Below are 14,371 nucleotides of genomic sequence, written 5' to 3'. Positions count from 1 at the left end.
CGGCCGGGACGGAGCGATTCCCGGTGATCACGCGCGCGATGTGGAAAGTTGCCGGAGGAACCGCTGGAAGGCGTCCACCTCGCCGCCGGACAGAGGGGCCCCGTGGGCGAAGCCGACCGCCCCGAGGTCCTGGGGGATGCGCGCCAGGCTGCCGGGTCGCAGGCCGGGATCAGCGGCAAGTGCGGCGGGGCCGATGGCGAGCGGGATGCTCCGTGGGCGGCGAGGTGGTCGCGGGCGAGGTCGTCGATGGGGAAGGTGGAGAAGTCCGCGGAGATCTCGGCACCCTGGGTGGCGATGGTGCGCCGGTCGTTCATGGGGATCGAGGCCAGCCCCGGACCGCCGTATTCGAGGTTGTGGTTGGTGGCGTCGCCGTAGGTGCCGGCGATGTGCAGGAAGATGTCCTTGCCGGAGACGGCGGCCGGCTTGGTGCCGGTGAATGCGTAGCGGATGGTGGGCGCGGCCTGGAACCAGGTCTTGCCGGTGCACAGGATCGAGTACACCTCCGCCGGGCCGAGACCGCGGGCGGCGGTGTTGTAGGCGCCCGCGGCGCAGGTGTGGGAGTCGGTGCAGGCGAGGATCTCGCCCGGGCGGGCGAGGCCGTTCTCCGCTATGACCTGGTGGCAGATGCCGTGGCGACCGACGTCGTAGAACTTCTCTATGCGGAAGTCGCGGGCGAAGGCGCGGGCGTGGGTGCCGCCGATCGCGTCGTGTACGTGGGGCGCGGGCACCGCGTGGTCCATGATGACCGCGACCTTGTCGGGGTCGTTGATCTTCCGGGGCCGGACCCAGCCGGTGGCGAACTGTAGATCGATCAGCACGGTCATGTCGACGTCGCAGACCACCGTGTCACCGGCGCTGACCTGATCCACGCCGGCTTTGCGGGCGAGGATCTTCTCCATCATGGTCATGCCCATCAGACACCGTCCTTCGCGTCGCCGCGGTAGCGCTCGCCGATCGCGGACCACTCGTGCAGGCCGACGAGTTCGAACAGGCCCTGCGGGCCGGGCCCGGCCTCGGGCAGGGTGCCGCCCATGCGGCCCAGGGCCTCCAGCCCGTGCAGGACGTACGGGGCGAGCAGGGCACCGGGGTGGAGGGCGATCCGGAAGCCGAGCTCGGCGAGCCGCTCGGGCGGTGTGTCGGGGGTGAGGCCGTCCCGCACGATGTTGATCAGGAGCGGGGCATCGACCTCGGCGGCGATCTTCTCGATCTCCTCGACACTCTGCGGGGCTTCGACGAAGAGGACGTCGGCGCCCGCTGCCGCGTAGCGACCCGCTCGATCGATCGCCTCGTCGATGCCCAGCGGTCCGCGGGCGTCGGTGCGCGCGATGATCACGAGGTCGTCGTCGGTGCGTGCCTGAAGGGCGGCGTCGAGTTTGTCGGTGAACTCCGCGGGGGAGACGAGTTCCTTGTCGGGCAGGTGTCCGCACTTCTTGGGGAACGCCTGGTCCTCCAGGTGGAGGGCGGCAACCCCGGCCTTCTCGTACTCGCGCACGGTGCGTGCCACGTTCATCGGTGCGCCGTAGCCGGTGTCGGCGTCGGCGATCAGCGGGATGCCGTCGAGCGCGGTGGCCACGACGCGGGCCCGGTCGGTCATCTCGCTCTGGGTGAGCAGCCCGATGTCGGGGAGGCCGAATCCGGCGACGGACACGCCGGCGCCGCTCAGGTAGGCGGCGTTGAACCCGGTGCGGGCCACGAGGTGGGCGGAGAGGCCGTCGAAGACGCCGGGGGCGGTGATCAGGGTGCCTTGAGCGAGCAGCGCGCGCAGTCGGCCGCCGGGGGTGGTGGGAGTTGCCTGTCGAGACGGGGGCATGGGTCTCCTCTCGGTTCGTGACGGGTCAGTCGAGGACGCCGCGGGCAGGTGCGGCGAGCAGTTCCACCAGGCGGCCGAGGTCGGACTGGCCTTCCAGGTCCAGGACGACGCGTTCGATCTCCGTCGCCCGCTCGGCGTCGATGACCTCGGCCGTCAATGTCCGGTACTTCTCGCGGATCTCGGGGTTGGTGAGCGGGTCGTCGGGTCCGCCATGGGGCTGGTTCAGGGCCTGGGTGAGGACCTCGCCGCCGCGCAGTGTGAGCGTGAGACGGGTGTTGTAGCCGCGCTGGGTCCAGGTGGGGTCCTGCGGCTCGTCGACCTGTCGCACCTCGGTGCGGCCGATCAACTGCCATACGTCGTCGGCGTCGATCCGGGCCGGTGTGAACCGGTCGGGCCGCACGTGGCCGTCCAGGATGGCCACGGCCGTGGCGTAGGCGATGTTCATCTGGGCGCCGATGGTGGTCAGGGGGCGCTCCGGGACCCACCACCCGTGGTGGTAGATGGCGTCAGGCACCTCGATCCGGATCGACTCGATGTCGTCGGCGCGCATCGTGCGGCCCTCGGTCATCGCGATGGCGGCATCGATGGCGGGGTGGAGGCCGCCCATCGCCGCGTGGATCTTCACCGTGATCTGCTCGGTGTTCCACTCCCGGCCCAGGCCCTTGGTGAGTTGGGTGGCGTCGGGATCGTGCCCTTCGCCGAAGGTCGACAGGAACCCGCCGTAGGGGCGCTCGAAGACCCTCTTGATGCCCGTGTAGCCGGCCTGGGCGAGCCCCGCCGCGTAGAAGCCGTTGCGTGAGGCCAGACCGTGGTGCATCCGCTTGGACATCGCCTCGTACTGGGCGGCCATCAGACCCGCTGATTGGGTGGCGGCCAGGCCGAGCGCGTCCTCGAACGCGGCGGCGTCCAAGCCGCGTATCGCACCGGACGCGGCGGCGGCCGCATGCGTGCCGAAAACCGACCCCGAGTGCCAGCCACGGGAGAGCATGTCCGAACCGTGCAGCGCCAGACCCACCCGGGTGCCGGTCTCGAAGCCCAGGACCGCGGCGCGCAGGAACCGCGCACCCGTGACCGACGGCAATTGCGATGCGGTGGACAGCAGCGCGGGCAGCACCAGGGAAGTGCTGTGCAGCGGGGCGGCCGGATAGTAATCGTCCAGCTCGAAGCCCTGGATGAACGTGCCGTTCAGCACTGCGGCCGCCGGGCCGCTGGTGGTGCGCCCCCAGCCGATCAGCGGGACGTCGCCGGCGCCCTCCAGGCCGAGGACCGCCTCGACGGCCGTACGCGACCAGGGCAACCGGGCGCCGATCAGGGCGCAGGCGAGGCCGTCGAGCACCAGGTGTGCGGCCCGCTCCCGTACGCCGGCGGGTATGTCTTCCGAAGAGGTGGTGGCCAACCAGGTGGCCAGCCGACCTGTTGGGCCGTCGGGGTCGGTGGGCTTTCGATCGGTCGTTCGCGTCGGTGTGGGCACCGCGCTCACCTCCAAGGTTGTCGAGCCCAATGGGGCGGAGAGGGGGCAGAGCGTGGACGGCATCTTCCGGATCAGGGAGCTCCTGGAGGGTGAGGCCGAGGCGAACGCGGCGGCCCGGATGCGGCCCGAGGACATCGCCGCGATGCGCGCCGCCCTGGACGCACAGCGGGCCGCGGTTGCCGAAGTCGATGTGCGGGGCGTGATCACCGGCAACCGGAACTTCCATTTCGCACTGCTCGACGGCTGCGACAACGCATGGATGCTCCGCTTCGTCCGGCAGCTTTGGGAGGCATTGGAGCCGCACCGCGCCCTGTCCTACCGTCGCGGGGCCGCAGCCGACGATCTCGCGCGGATCGAGGAGATCCTCACCGAACACGACGGGATCGTCACCGCCTTCGAAAACGGCGACCCGGCGCTCGCGCTGCGGCTGCTGGCCGAGCACCGTACGCGGGGCCGCTCCGACTTCCACCGGTTGCTCGGCTCGTCCGAGGGCCCGTAGAACGGCCGCCGTCCGCCGCCGAGCCACCAACCCGGATCACCCTCGCCTCACACGGTCGGCTGTGTACTTCCGGCGCGGTGAAGGAACGTCGGTGTGGCGGGACGCGTGGCCGGATGGTCCCGACGCGCACGTAGGTGTGGCGTTGGGGGACGTGTGCGTGGCCTCCTTGACCCGTCGGGCAGCCGCTTGCAGAGTCGGGATGCGGTGTCGTGACAGCGCCGCCCGACCCTGCTCAGCCGGTTCTCCCGTCCCGAGGCGGCGGACGGCCTTGACCTTCGGGAGTGACGGCGCTGATGGTCTTCGACCTTTTCGTGATCGGTTTGGCCATCAATCTGGGACCTCTGCACAACAGCGCCTTCATCCTGCTGCTTTCCTCGGAGCGTGGTGTCCGCAAAGGTCTGACGTTCGTGTTGTCGTGGCTCGCCAACCTGCTTGTGGTGATCGCCTGCGTGCTGCTGTTGACCGGCGGTCAGCCCCCGTCCCGCCACAGCGCACCGTCGACCGCTGCGGCGGGTGTGAAATGCGCCATCGGCGTGGGACTGGTGCTGTACGGCGCGTACCGCCGCCGCCGACCGCCCCGGCCGCCGCACCCGCCCCGCTGGAGCACCCTGCTCGACGACGCCTCACTCGTCACGGCCGCGGGGTTGGCCTGGTTGCTTCAGCCTTGGGGACTGGTCGCCGCCGGCGCCGCCTCGGTCGTCGCCGCGGACCTCTCCTCCGTCGCCACCTGGCTCGCGTTGACCGGCTTCTGCCTGCTGGCCACGCTCGGCCTCATCGTCATGGAGCTGTACTCGGTCTGGGCCCCCGCGGCCGCGGGGGCCAGATTGGACGCCCTGCGGATCTGGATCGAGCAGCACCAAGAGCAGCTGATCGTCACGCTCTCCCTGCTCGCCGGCCTGTGGCTGGCGGTGCGGGGCATCTACGAACTGGTCGCCTGACAGCGCCGCAGTCGTGCGAGCGCCTGAATGGAACGGTCGGGCGAACAGTGCGTGCCCATGGGGCGAACGGATCCCCGGCCGGGTTTTCCGCGGCCGACGTCCGTTCACCCGTCCGGACGTGCACCGCTCGCGTCCGACCGTTCCACGCGGTCTGCTGCGAGGTGAACCCCGTACGGGCACGAGAGGACGCGCGATGACGCACGAAAGCGGGGCGGCCTCCAGCCCTCAGCCCTCCGAACTGGAACAGCTCCACTCCCGGCTGGCGGCGCTGGAGGCGGAAAAGGCGGCACGAGCGACCCACCACCGCTGGAGAGCCTTCTTCGCCGCTCTGCTCATCGTCATCGGCTGTGTGCTCGCCCCTCTCGCGGCCGTCTCGGCGTGGGCATCGAGCGTGGTCGGCGACACGGACCGCTACGTGCAGACGGTCGCCCCGCTCGCCTCCGATCCGGCCATCCAGGCGGCAGCGGCCACCCGGGTCACCAACGCCGTGATGGAACACATCGACATCCCCACCCTGTTGGAGGGCGTGGCTCCCAAGGACCGGCCCCTCGTGGAGAAGGCACTCGGCAAACTCGGCAACTCCCTCGAAAGCGCCGTCGGCAGCTTCGTACACGACAAGGCGCAGGACGTCATCGCCTCCGACACCTTCGACCGGATCTGGATCGAAGCCAACCGCCGCATCCACGCCGCCGTCGACAAGGCCCTCACCGGCAGCGGCGGAGGCGCGGTGAAGATCAACAACGACTCGGTGACCGTCGACCTGGGCCCGGTCGTCGACCAGGTGAAACAGCGCCTCGTCGACGCGGGGATGACCGCGGCCGCCAAGATCCCGACGGTCAAGACCGACTTCACGGTGCTGCGCGCGGACAACATCGGAAAGGTCAAGACCGGATTCCGGCTGCTGCAGATCACCGGTGACTGGCTTCCGGTGCTCTCGGTGCTTCTGATCGCCGCCGGCGTGCTCCTGTCCCGTCACCGCCGCCGCGTACTCATCACGGCGGCGCTCGCCTTCGCCTTCGCCACGCTCATGCTCGGCGTCGCCCTCACGGTCTTCCGTGTGGTCTACCTGAACGCGCTCCCGGACACCGTCTCGCAGCCCGCGGCCGCGAGCGTCTACGACGCGATGACGCACTACCTCCGCACGACGGTCCGGATGGCGGTGGTACTCGGGGTGGTCGTCGCGCTGGCCGCCTGGCTCACCGGCTCCGGCCGCTCGGCCGGACTCGTACAACAGCTGTGGCACTCGGGCATCGGAGCCGTCCGCTCCACAGCGGACCACGCGGGTCTGCGCACGGGCCCGGTCGGCCCGTTCGTCCGGCGCCACATCGGCTTGATCACCTGGATCCTGGTCGCGGCAGCGGTGTTGACCGTCTTCCTGTGGAGCTACCCGACCGGCTGGGTCATCGTCGGCATCGCGCTCGCGCTGCTCTTCGTACTGGCCGTGGCCGAATTCCTCGCGGGCAACGGGACCGACCCGGCCACACCGCCCACGCAAAGCCACGCACCGCCACGACGGTGAACACGAGGACCCGCAGCACCCAGACGGACGGGACACACCCATGACGGCGTCGGATCCGCGCACCGCGGGGCCTGCCGGGGGCACACAGCCGGAAGAGGCCGACCGGCTGCGCGAGCTGCTGCGCAGCCCCGGCTACCTCAAGGCACTGCTGTTCTGCGCCCTCATCGGTATCCCGGTGTCGCTGGTGGCGTTCTGGTTCCTCTACGCGCTCCACGAGTTGGAACACCTGGTGTGGGGAGATCTGCCCGAAGCGCTCGGGTGGCACGTCCCGCCCTGGTGGTGGCCGTTGCCGCTGCTGCTCCTGGCCGGTACGACCGTCGGGCTCGTGGTCGCGCACCTGCCCGGCGCCGGGGGTCACGTTCCCGCCGCGGGCCTGCACACCGGTGGCCCCTCGCCGAACGCCCTGCCGGGCGTGATCCTCGCCGCGCTGCTCAGCCTGCCCCTCGGAGCCACCCTCGGACCGGAAGCACCGCTGATCGCCCTCGGCGGCGGCCTGGCCGTGCTCTTCAGGGATCTGGCCCGGGTACCGGCGACGGCCCAGGGCACGGCGCTGCTGGGCGCGGCGGGAGCGGCGGCCGCGGTCGCGGTGATCTTCGGTAACCCGGTGATCGCGGCGGTGATGCTCATCGAGGTGGCCGGGGTGGGCGGGCCGCAACTGTTCGCGGTCATGCTGCCCGCGCTGCTGTCGACCGGGGTGGGCTCCCTCGTGTTCACCGGCTTCGGCCGCTGGACCGGACTGACCACGACCCATCTCTCCATGAAGGTGGGCGTAGCCCCTCCGCACCTCGACGCCGGAGACGTCTTCTGGTCGATCCTCATCGCGGTGGCCCTCGGAGCCCTCGTGCACATGATCCTGCGCGGAGGTCGGGCGACCGCTCGGTTCGTCACGAAGCGTCCCGTCGCCCACGCGGCCCTGTGCGCACTGGCGGCCGGTGTCTGCGCGGCGGGGTACGCGCTCGTCACCGGCCGGTCGCCGGCGGACGTGGCGTCTTCCGGCCAGCAGACGCTGAGCCGGCTGGCTGCCGATCCGCACGCGTGGGGGGTCTGGGCGCTGATCGCCGTCGTGATCTGCGCGGGCGCGGCCTACACCCTGTGCCTGGGTGCCCTGCGCGGCGGCCCGGTGTTCCCCTCGCTCTTCCTGGGGGGTGCGGTGGGCGTGCTGCTCGCACCGCTGCCGGGCCTGGGCGTCGTACCCGGCCTGGCCGCGGGCATGGCGGCCGCTACGACCAGTGCCCTGCGGTTGCCGGTCAGCAGCATCGTGCTCGTCGTCCTGGTGCTGGACAGCGTCGCGATGGTTCCCGTGGTGATCCTGGCGGCCGTCGTCGCCTTCGTGACGACCCAGCTGCTGCCGCCCGGGAAGCCCGTTCCCTCCGCGGGCGAGCCGGCGGCGCGGCCGTCGACCGCGCCTGCCGCCACCCCGGGCGGCTCCGGCCCTGCCTGAGGGCGCCCGCGCCCCCCGCCCGGCGCCGAAGTGCGGTGCCGACCGCGCACGCCGAGAGTGGAAGGACCGGGCAGGGTAAGGGCCCGGCGCGGACCCGACGGGTCGGCGGTACCGCGGGCGTGAAGGAGGCCGTATGGGGCGCCACGACGTCGGGGAAGCGGCGCCGGCGCGATGACCGGAGGGTCGGTTCGCCGAACCCGAGGAGCCCGGGCCCCAGGAGCGCGCCGGTGCGGCGGCGGCCTCCCCAGCCCTAAGACCGAGGAGCGGCACATGCCCCCCAAGGACACGCCCCCCAGAGCATCCGGAGAACAGTGGCGGCTGCGCCACGGCGCCCAGACGGCGGTGGTGGTCGAACTCGGCGGTGCGCTGCGCCTCTACGAGGTGGGCGGCCGGCCGCTGCTCGACGGGTTCACCGGCCACGAGCCGATCACCGGAGGGCGGGGGCAGCTCCTGGTGCCCTGGCCGAACCGGGTGGCGGCCGGACGCTACCGCTTCGGCGGCGCGGACCTGCAACTCCCGTTGACCGAGCCGGAGAACGGCAACGCGATCCACGGGCTCCTGCGGTGGGTGCCGTGGCGGCTGCTCGACCACGACGAGGACGCCGCCACGGTCATGGTCGGTACCACCCTCTTCCCGCAGCCCGGATACCCGTACCGGCTGGAGGTGGCGGCCGAGTACCGGCTCGGCCGGGAGGGGCTCGAAACCACCGTCACCACCACCAACGCGGGGGACACGGCCGCCCCCTACGGCGTGGGCCAGCACCCCTACCTGACCGTCGGCACCGACGTGGTGGACACCGCCTTGCTGACCGTGCCCGCCCGCTCCCGGCTGCGCACCGACGGGCACGGCCTGCCGACGGGGGAGGAGCCGGTCGAGGGCACGGCCTATGACTTCCGTGCCGCCCGGCCCATCGGTGCGCAACGGCTGGACACCGCGTACACGGACCTCGACCGGGACCCCGCCGGCCACTGCGCCGTCCGGCTGGGGCACCCTTCGGGGCGGTACGGCATCGACGTACGGCTCATCGAGGGCGTCCGGTACGTACAGCTATACACCGGGGACACGCTCGGGGAGCCCGGGCGGCGCCGGCGCGGCGTCGCCATCGAGCCGATGTCCTGCCCGGCCGACGCCTTCCGCAGCGGCACGGCGCTCACCGTCCTGGAACCGGGCGCCCGTCACGTCTTCCGGTGGGGTCTGGCCCCATGGGGCGACTGGTGAGCCCGGACAGTGGGCCGCGACCGCCGGGGCCCATGACCGTCGCGGCGTTTCGCGCGCTGTACGAAGAGCTGCGCGAGCGCAGTCCGCGCGCCCCCGACGACCGGCGCGGTGCGCTCGGCCACCTGACGCCCGAGCGCGTGGTGGCCGCCGCCGCGGAGATCCGTTCCGGGCTCACGGTGTCGCTGTCGGCGGCCATCGAAACGCTGCCCGGCCCGGACAATCCCGAACCCGCACACCACACGATGCTCGCGCCCCTGGCCGGTGAGAGCACTGCCGAGGGGTTGCACTTCGCGCGCGACCGGTTCGCGATGAACGTACACGGCGACGCGGACAGTCACCTCGACGCGCTGTGTCATGTGATCTTCGACGGGGAGCTCTACAACGGCGTGCCGGCCGGCAGCGTGACGCCGGGCGGCGCCCGTGCGCTTGCCGTCGAGGACTTCCGGGACGGCGTCGTCGGACGCGGGGTGCTCCTGGACGTGCCACGGTTGCGGGGTGTGCCGTGGCTGGAGCCGGGGGAACACGTGAGCGCCGGTGACCTGACCGCGGCGGAGGACGCCCAGGGGGTCCATGTCGGGCCCGGGGACGTGCTGTTCGTACGGGTGGGGCACCGCCCCCGGCGCCAGGAGCGCGGCGCATGGGACGCGGCCCGCGCCCGGGCCGGCCTGCACCCCACGGCCGTACGGTTCCTGGCCGAGCGGCGGGTGTCCATGCTGGGGTCCGACGGCAACAACGACACCGCCCCCAGCGCGGTGGCCGGCATGGACTTCCCCGTGCACGTGCTGGCCATACAGGCCATGGGCCTGCCCCTGATGGACTACCTGCAGTTTGAGGAGCTGACCCGAGCGTGTGCCCGCACCGGCCGGTGGTCCTTCCTGTGCGCGGTGGCGCCGCTCAGGCTCCCGGCGGCCACCGGCTCCCCGGTGAATCCGATCGCGGTGTTGTGAGCCGCGCCGGAGTCCCGTCCCGGTCGCCGCCCGCGGCGAGGATGGATACGTTCGAAAAGGCGGGGGTGGCTGCCGCATCCCGGCGGCGCGCAGGGAGAGGGCCGGCCGGAAGGGGCGGCCCCCGAGCGCAAGGACGGTGGTCGCCGTGGGCGACTCCCCGCACCACGACGTCGTCATCATCGGTTCCGGCGCCGGCGGCGGCACGCTCGCCCACCGGCCGCTCCGTCCGGCAGACGGATCCTCAGCCCTGCGCGTGGGCGACCACCTCGCGGAATGGCTCGGCTGACCCGCGGATTGCCCCGACCGGGCGTTGCCGCTCCGCCGGGTGGCCCAAGGATGCCGCGTCCGGACCCACCGATCACCGCGGCGGGTGCTTGCGTGGCATTCGGGCCCCGTCGGGCCGCGGTCGGACGGTCCGGACCGGGCAGTCGAGGAGGCAGTCGATCGTGAGTTCCACCGAGGGCGCACCGCAGAAAGTGATCCCCACCCACCTGCTCAAGGGGCAGAAGGCGCTGGTCACCGGCGCCAACAGCGGAATCGGCATGGCAACCGCCATCGGCCTCGGCCGGGCCGGCGCCGACGTGGTCGTGAACTACGTGGCCGGCGCGGACGAGGCCGAGAAGGTGGTCGAGGAGATCGCCTCGTTCGGCGTGCGCGCCGCCGCCTACGAGGCGGACGTGTCCCAGGAGGACCAAGTCGTGGCCATGATGGACCGGATGGTCCAGGAGTTCGGCACGATCGACATCCTGGTCGCCAACGCCGGGCTGCAGCGCGACGCCCCGTTCCAGGAGATGACGCTCGCCCAGTGGCAGAAGGTGATCGACGTCAACCTCACGGGCCAGTTCCTGTGCGCGCGGGAGGCGACGAAGGAGTTCCTGCGGCGCGGCGTCGTCCCGGAGGTGTCCCGGGCGGCCGGGAAGATCATCTGCATGAGCTCCGTCCACCAGGTCATCCCCTGGGCGGGGCACGCGAACTACGCCTCCTCCAAGGGGGGCGTGCAGATGCTGATGGAGACCCTGGCCCAGGAACTCGCGCCCAAGAAGATCCGCGTGAACGCGATCGCACCCGGAGCGATCAAGACACCGATCAACCGCAGCGCCTGGGAGACGCCGGAGGCGCGCAAGGAGCTGCTCCGGCTGATCCCGTACGAGCGCATCGGCGAGCCCGAGGACATCGCGCACGCGGCCGTGGCGCTCGCCTCGGACCTCATGGACTACGTCGTGGGCACCACGCTCTTCGTGGACGGCGGGATGACCCTCTTCCCCGGCTTCGCCACCGGCGGCTGAACCCCTTCGGGGTGGCGCTGCCGCTCATCACCCTCCTCATGCACTATCGCGGCCTGCGCCGGAACGACGCCACGGCCCCGCTGCCCGCCACCGCACTGCTCGGGGCCTTCGGCATCCTGGCCGCCAACTCGTGGATGAACACCCCGCGGGGACGGCGGCCCGCGGCGACCTGCCGGCGACGGCCACAAACCCAGGGCCCGGCTGGAGGGGGTCAATGCGGTGTACCTGCTCACTGACCACGACGACTTCAACGCGCTCGCCTCGGTGCTGGTCGAGGACAACGTCGAGGGACCCGTCTACCGGGTGGGACCGCCGCACGAGAACCACGGCGTCGTCGCGCCCTACACGGGCGGCGCCGTCCTGTTCGGCGGCTCACTCGTCCGTCACGTCCTGGCGGAACGGTACGGACGGGGAGCCCGGTTCCTCGTACGGCCCGCCTCACGTCCGCTCCCCGCGGACCACGAACCGCTGCTCGTGGTCCGGGACGACGGCCGACTGGAGCCGTTGGACCGGACCCGGGCCGTCGTCCCGGAGGCGGGCGAACCAGACGGTGCTGCTGGGCCCGGTACCGTCCGGGGCGGCAGCCGCCGCCCCGGGAGTGCCGGCTTAGGGTGTCCGACCTGTCGGACCACCCGCTAATCCCGTCGCGTACGGTTCAAGGTGTCGTCCAGCGTGATGGCCGCGTCGATGAGTGCCAGGTGGGTGAACGCCTGTGGGAAGTTGCCGAGTTGCCGTCCTGTCAGCGCGATCTCCTCGGAGTACAGGCCGAGGTGGTTGGCGTACGTCATCATCTTCTCCAGTACGAGCCTGGCCTGATCGGTCCGCCCGGCCCGGGCCAGGGCGTCGACGTACATGAAGGTGCACAGCGAGAAGGTCCCTTCGGAGCCGCGCAGGCCGTCGGGTGACGCTTCGGGGTTGTAGCGGTAGACCAGGCTGTCGGTGACCAGTTCCCGGTCCATGGCGTCCAGGGTGGACGTCCACATCGGGTCGTCGGGGGTGATGAAGCCCACCGTCGGCATCCGCAGCAGCGACGAGTCGAGCACATCGCTCCCGTAGTGCTGGACGAACGCCTTGCGCGCCGGATCCCAGCCCTTGGCCAGGATCTGCTCGTAGATGTTGTCGCGCTCGGCGGCCCAGCGGACACTCTCCGCCGGCCGGCCGTGGGCGACCGAAAGCCGCAGCGCGCGGTCGAACGCGACCCAGGACATCACGCGGCCGTAGGTGAAGTGTTGGCGTCCGCCGCGGGTCTCCCACAGCCCTTCGCCGGCCGTGTCCCAGTGGTCCACGAGCCATTCGAGCAGGGCGCGCAACGACGACCAGCCCTGGATGTCGAGATGGATGCCGTGCTGGTGGGCGAAGGACATGCTGTCCAGCGCCTCGCCGTAGATGTCCAGCTGCAACTGGGTGGCCGCGCCGTTGCCGATGCGGACCGGGGAAGACTCTTGGTACCCCTCCCAGTGCTCCAACGTCTCTTCGTAGAGGTCGGAGGAACCGTCCACCCGGTACATGATGTTCAGCGGACCGGTGTCGGTGTCACGGCCGGCCTTCTCCTTCACCCGGTCACCCAGCCAGCCGATGAACGCCCGCGCCTCCTCCGTGAAGCCCAGCCCCAGCAGGGCGTACACGGAGAAGGACGCGTCACGGATCCAGGTGAACCGGTAATCCCAGTTCCGCTCACCGCCCAACTGCTCCGGCAGGCCCGTCGTGGGGGCCGCCACCAGGGCGCCGGAGGGTGCGTACGTCATCAGCTTCAACGTCACGGCGGAGCGCTCCACGGTCTCGCGCCACCGTCCCGTGTACCGGGACTGGCCCAGCCACGACCGCCAGTAGTGCCGCGTCTCGGCGAAGAGCTCCTGGAACTCGGCTGCGCGGATCTCGCGCGGCGGTCCCGCCGCGGCGGACTCCATGACCAGCCCCCGCTGTTGGCCGGCTTCGAGTGAGAGCTCGACCCGCAGGTCGTGATCTCCGGTGAGACGGTGCGCCCGTCGCTCGTCCTCCGGTTCCCGCACCACGCTGAGGGTGAGTTCCAGGTCGTCCGAAGCGAATACGGCCCCGTTCTCGGTGATGTGCAGGGAGTGGGCTTTACGGCCGTAGTCGAACCGTGGGGCGATCTCGACCTGGAAGGTCATGCTGCCGCGTACACATCGAAGCATGCGGACCAGGCGATGGCGGTCGGTGGCCGTTCCCCCGGTCACCGGCATGAAGTCGACGACCTCGCCGGCACCGGACTCGGTCATGAACCGGGTCACGAGAATCGCGGTGTCAGGCAAGTACAACTGCTTCGTGGTGTACGCGTCTTCCGCGGGTCTGACCGAGAAGTGGCCGCCCTTCTCCCAGTCGAGAAGGGCTCCGAACACGCTGGGGGAATCGAAACGCGGACAGCAGAACCAGTCGATCGTTCCGTCCGTCGTCACCAATGCCGCGGTCTGCAGATCACCGATCAGGCCATGGTCTTCGATCAGCGGATAGTCAGCCATGCGCAAATCCTTCCGGACGCCACCCGGTCAGCGTAATCCCGGAATTCCCCGCGAGCCTGTCGACCGGGCCTCCCCTGCGAGCACCCGGAAGCGGCTTTATCCTGGAAACGTACGACTGGATGGCCGGGCCGCTTCGCACTGCCGAATCCGGGGAGCCGACGATGATGTCCTGGGCGGCGCGTTTCCGGTTGCGGCAGTACGCCAAGGCCAGCCTGTGGATGATCCCCTTGATCGGACTGCTGCGGGGGGCGCTGCTCGCCGATTGGGCGGCGTGATGATCAGCGGAACGGAACACATCCGTCGCTCGACGGCGCCCGAGGGGGTCGCCCAGCCGCAGGCCGAACCGGTGACCCACATCCGATGCGAACGGGGCGGAGAGCTTCAGGCGTTCGACACGGCGGGACTGAACGCCGCAGCCGTCCGCCACGACCGCGTCCTCGTACTGGCCCACCAAGTCGGCGACTTCGTGCCGCCCGGCACCACTCTCGTGGAGGCCCACGGTTCCGCGCCGCCCGATCATCGGCGCGTGGCGGGGCTCGTCGCCCTCGGAGCCGAGCGCACCATCGAGCAGGACCCCGCCTTCGCCCTGCGCATCCTCGTGGACAATCGCCATCCGCGCGCTCCCGCCCGCTGTCAACGACCCCACGACCGCCGTGCAGGTGCTCAACCACACCGACACCTTCCTGCACGTGGTCGGCCGGCCGAACGGCTGCTGATGCCCGCGTCAGGCCCGCAGCGGGATCCGGGTGATGCCGGCGGCGACTC

General features: G+C 71.2%; 13 protein-coding genes and 2 pseudogenes. 11 read left to right on the top strand and 4 right to left on the bottom strand.

Features of this window, described 5'->3' with window-relative positions; all coding sequences use genetic code 11:
- Positions 1–254: 254 nt before the first annotated feature.
- The 3 genes and pseudogenes from ACFVXJ_RS00760 to ACFVXJ_RS00750 form a co-directional block, all read right to left on the bottom strand.
- A pseudogene (locus tag ACFVXJ_RS00760) lies at positions 255–740 on the bottom strand (aconitase family protein); the annotation flags it as partial.
- Between the two features lie 173 nt (positions 741–913).
- Positions 914–1,810 (bottom strand): oxaloacetate decarboxylase, encoded by an 897-nt coding sequence (locus ACFVXJ_RS00755; protein ID WP_389656412.1) that lies wholly within the window; start codon positions 1,808–1,810, stop codon positions 914–916.
- Positions 1,811–1,835: 25 nt separating this feature from the next.
- Positions 1,836–3,281 carry an MmgE/PrpD family protein gene (locus tag ACFVXJ_RS00750; RefSeq protein WP_389656409.1) on the bottom strand — a complete coding sequence of 482 codons (1,446 nt, stop codon included), beginning with the start codon at positions 3,279–3,281 and terminating at the stop codon, positions 1,836–1,838.
- A gap of 52 nt (positions 3,282–3,333) precedes the next feature.
- Between ACFVXJ_RS00750 and ACFVXJ_RS00745 the strand changes: the two genes are divergently transcribed.
- The 9 genes from ACFVXJ_RS00745 (at position 3,334) to ACFVXJ_RS00705 (ending at position 11,768) form a co-directional block, all read left to right on the top strand.
- Positions 3,334–3,780, top strand: a complete 447-nt coding sequence (locus ACFVXJ_RS00745) for a GntR family transcriptional regulator (RefSeq protein WP_389656406.1) — start codon at positions 3,334–3,336, stop codon at positions 3,778–3,780.
- A gap of 293 nt (positions 3,781–4,073) precedes the next feature.
- Positions 4,074–4,718, top strand: coding sequence for a GAP family protein (locus tag ACFVXJ_RS00740; protein WP_389656404.1), 645 nt, complete (start codon positions 4,074–4,076; stop codon positions 4,716–4,718).
- A 193-nt stretch (positions 4,719–4,911) separates the two neighbouring features.
- Positions 4,912–6,237, top strand: a complete 1,326-nt coding sequence (locus ACFVXJ_RS00735; protein ID WP_389656401.1) for a hypothetical protein — start codon at positions 4,912–4,914, stop codon at positions 6,235–6,237.
- A gap of 40 nt (positions 6,238–6,277) precedes the next feature.
- On the top strand, positions 6,278–7,678 hold the full coding sequence (locus tag ACFVXJ_RS00730) for a chloride channel protein (RefSeq protein ID WP_389656399.1): 1,401 nt from the start codon (positions 6,278–6,280) through the stop codon (positions 7,676–7,678).
- 270 nt (positions 7,679–7,948) lie between these two features.
- The gene (locus ACFVXJ_RS00725; RefSeq protein WP_389656397.1) at positions 7,949–8,896 is read left to right on the top strand and encodes an aldose 1-epimerase family protein; all 948 of its coding nucleotides are present in this window, start codon (positions 7,949–7,951) and stop codon (positions 8,894–8,896) included.
- 32 nt (positions 8,897–8,928) lie between these two features.
- Entirely contained in the window at positions 8,929–9,843 is a 915-nt protein-coding gene (locus ACFVXJ_RS00720; RefSeq protein WP_389656394.1) for a cyclase family protein, read from the top strand.
- A 145-nt stretch (positions 9,844–9,988) separates the two neighbouring features.
- Positions 9,989–10,129: a hypothetical protein gene (locus tag ACFVXJ_RS00715; protein ID WP_389656391.1), complete on the top strand. Its 141-nt coding sequence runs from the start codon at positions 9,989–9,991 to the stop codon at positions 10,127–10,129.
- Between the two features lie 160 nt (positions 10,130–10,289).
- Complete coding sequence (locus ACFVXJ_RS00710) at positions 10,290–11,129, top strand: SDR family oxidoreductase (protein ID WP_389656388.1); 840 nt, start codon at positions 10,290–10,292, stop codon at positions 11,127–11,129.
- A gap of 219 nt (positions 11,130–11,348) precedes the next feature.
- Positions 11,349–11,768, top strand: a complete 420-nt coding sequence (locus tag ACFVXJ_RS00705; protein ID WP_389656385.1) for a hypothetical protein — start codon at positions 11,349–11,351, stop codon at positions 11,766–11,768.
- On the opposite strand, the gene ACFVXJ_RS00700 is transcribed toward ACFVXJ_RS00705, so the two are convergent.
- Positions 11,765–13,606, bottom strand: a complete 1,842-nt coding sequence (locus tag ACFVXJ_RS00700) for a glycoside hydrolase family 15 protein (RefSeq protein WP_389656382.1) — start codon at positions 13,604–13,606, stop codon at positions 11,765–11,767. The two genes, ACFVXJ_RS00705 and ACFVXJ_RS00700, sit on opposite strands and share 4 nt — an antisense overlap.
- On the opposite strand from ACFVXJ_RS00700, the pseudogene ACFVXJ_RS00695 reads away from it, so the two are divergent.
- Together ACFVXJ_RS00695 and ACFVXJ_RS00690 are read left to right on the top strand one after the other, a co-directional pair.
- A pseudogene (locus ACFVXJ_RS00695) lies at positions 13,605–14,150 on the top strand (DUF2254 family protein); the annotation flags it as partial. The gene ACFVXJ_RS00700 and the pseudogene ACFVXJ_RS00695 overlap by 2 nt on opposite strands.
- Positions 14,122–14,322 carry a DUF2254 family protein gene (locus tag ACFVXJ_RS00690; RefSeq protein WP_389658538.1) on the top strand — a complete coding sequence of 67 codons (201 nt, stop codon included), beginning with the start codon at positions 14,122–14,124 and terminating at the stop codon, positions 14,320–14,322. The pseudogene ACFVXJ_RS00695 and the gene ACFVXJ_RS00690, both read left to right, overlap by 29 nt.
- Positions 14,323–14,371 lie beyond the last annotated feature (49 nt).

The organism is Streptomyces sp. NPDC058279, assembly GCF_042881255.1.
GTDB lineage: Bacteria > Actinomycetota > Actinomycetes > Streptomycetales > Streptomycetaceae > Streptomyces.
This window is presented reverse-complemented; position numbering and strand designations above follow the sequence as displayed.

Excerpts from the sequence above, each read along its gene's own strand:
- ACFVXJ_RS00755 (WP_389656412.1), bottom strand. The coding sequence starts at position 1,810 with ATGCCCCCGTCTCGACAGGCAACTCCCACCACCCCCGGCGGCCGACTG.
- ACFVXJ_RS00740 (WP_389656404.1), top strand. The coding sequence starts at position 4,074 with ATGGTCTTCGACCTTTTCGTGATCGGTTTGGCCATCAATCTGGGACCT.
- ACFVXJ_RS00735 (WP_389656401.1), top strand. The coding sequence starts at position 4,912 with ATGACGCACGAAAGCGGGGCGGCCTCCAGCCCTCAGCCCTCCGAACTG.
- ACFVXJ_RS00730 (WP_389656399.1), top strand. The coding sequence starts at position 6,278 with ATGACGGCGTCGGATCCGCGCACCGCGGGGCCTGCCGGGGGCACACAG.
- ACFVXJ_RS00725 (WP_389656397.1), top strand. The coding sequence starts at position 7,949 with ATGCCCCCCAAGGACACGCCCCCCAGAGCATCCGGAGAACAGTGGCGG.
- ACFVXJ_RS00720 (WP_389656394.1), top strand. The coding sequence starts at position 8,929 with ATGACCGTCGCGGCGTTTCGCGCGCTGTACGAAGAGCTGCGCGAGCGC.
- ACFVXJ_RS00700 (WP_389656382.1), bottom strand. The coding sequence starts at position 13,606 with ATGGCTGACTATCCGCTGATCGAAGACCATGGCCTGATCGGTGATCTG.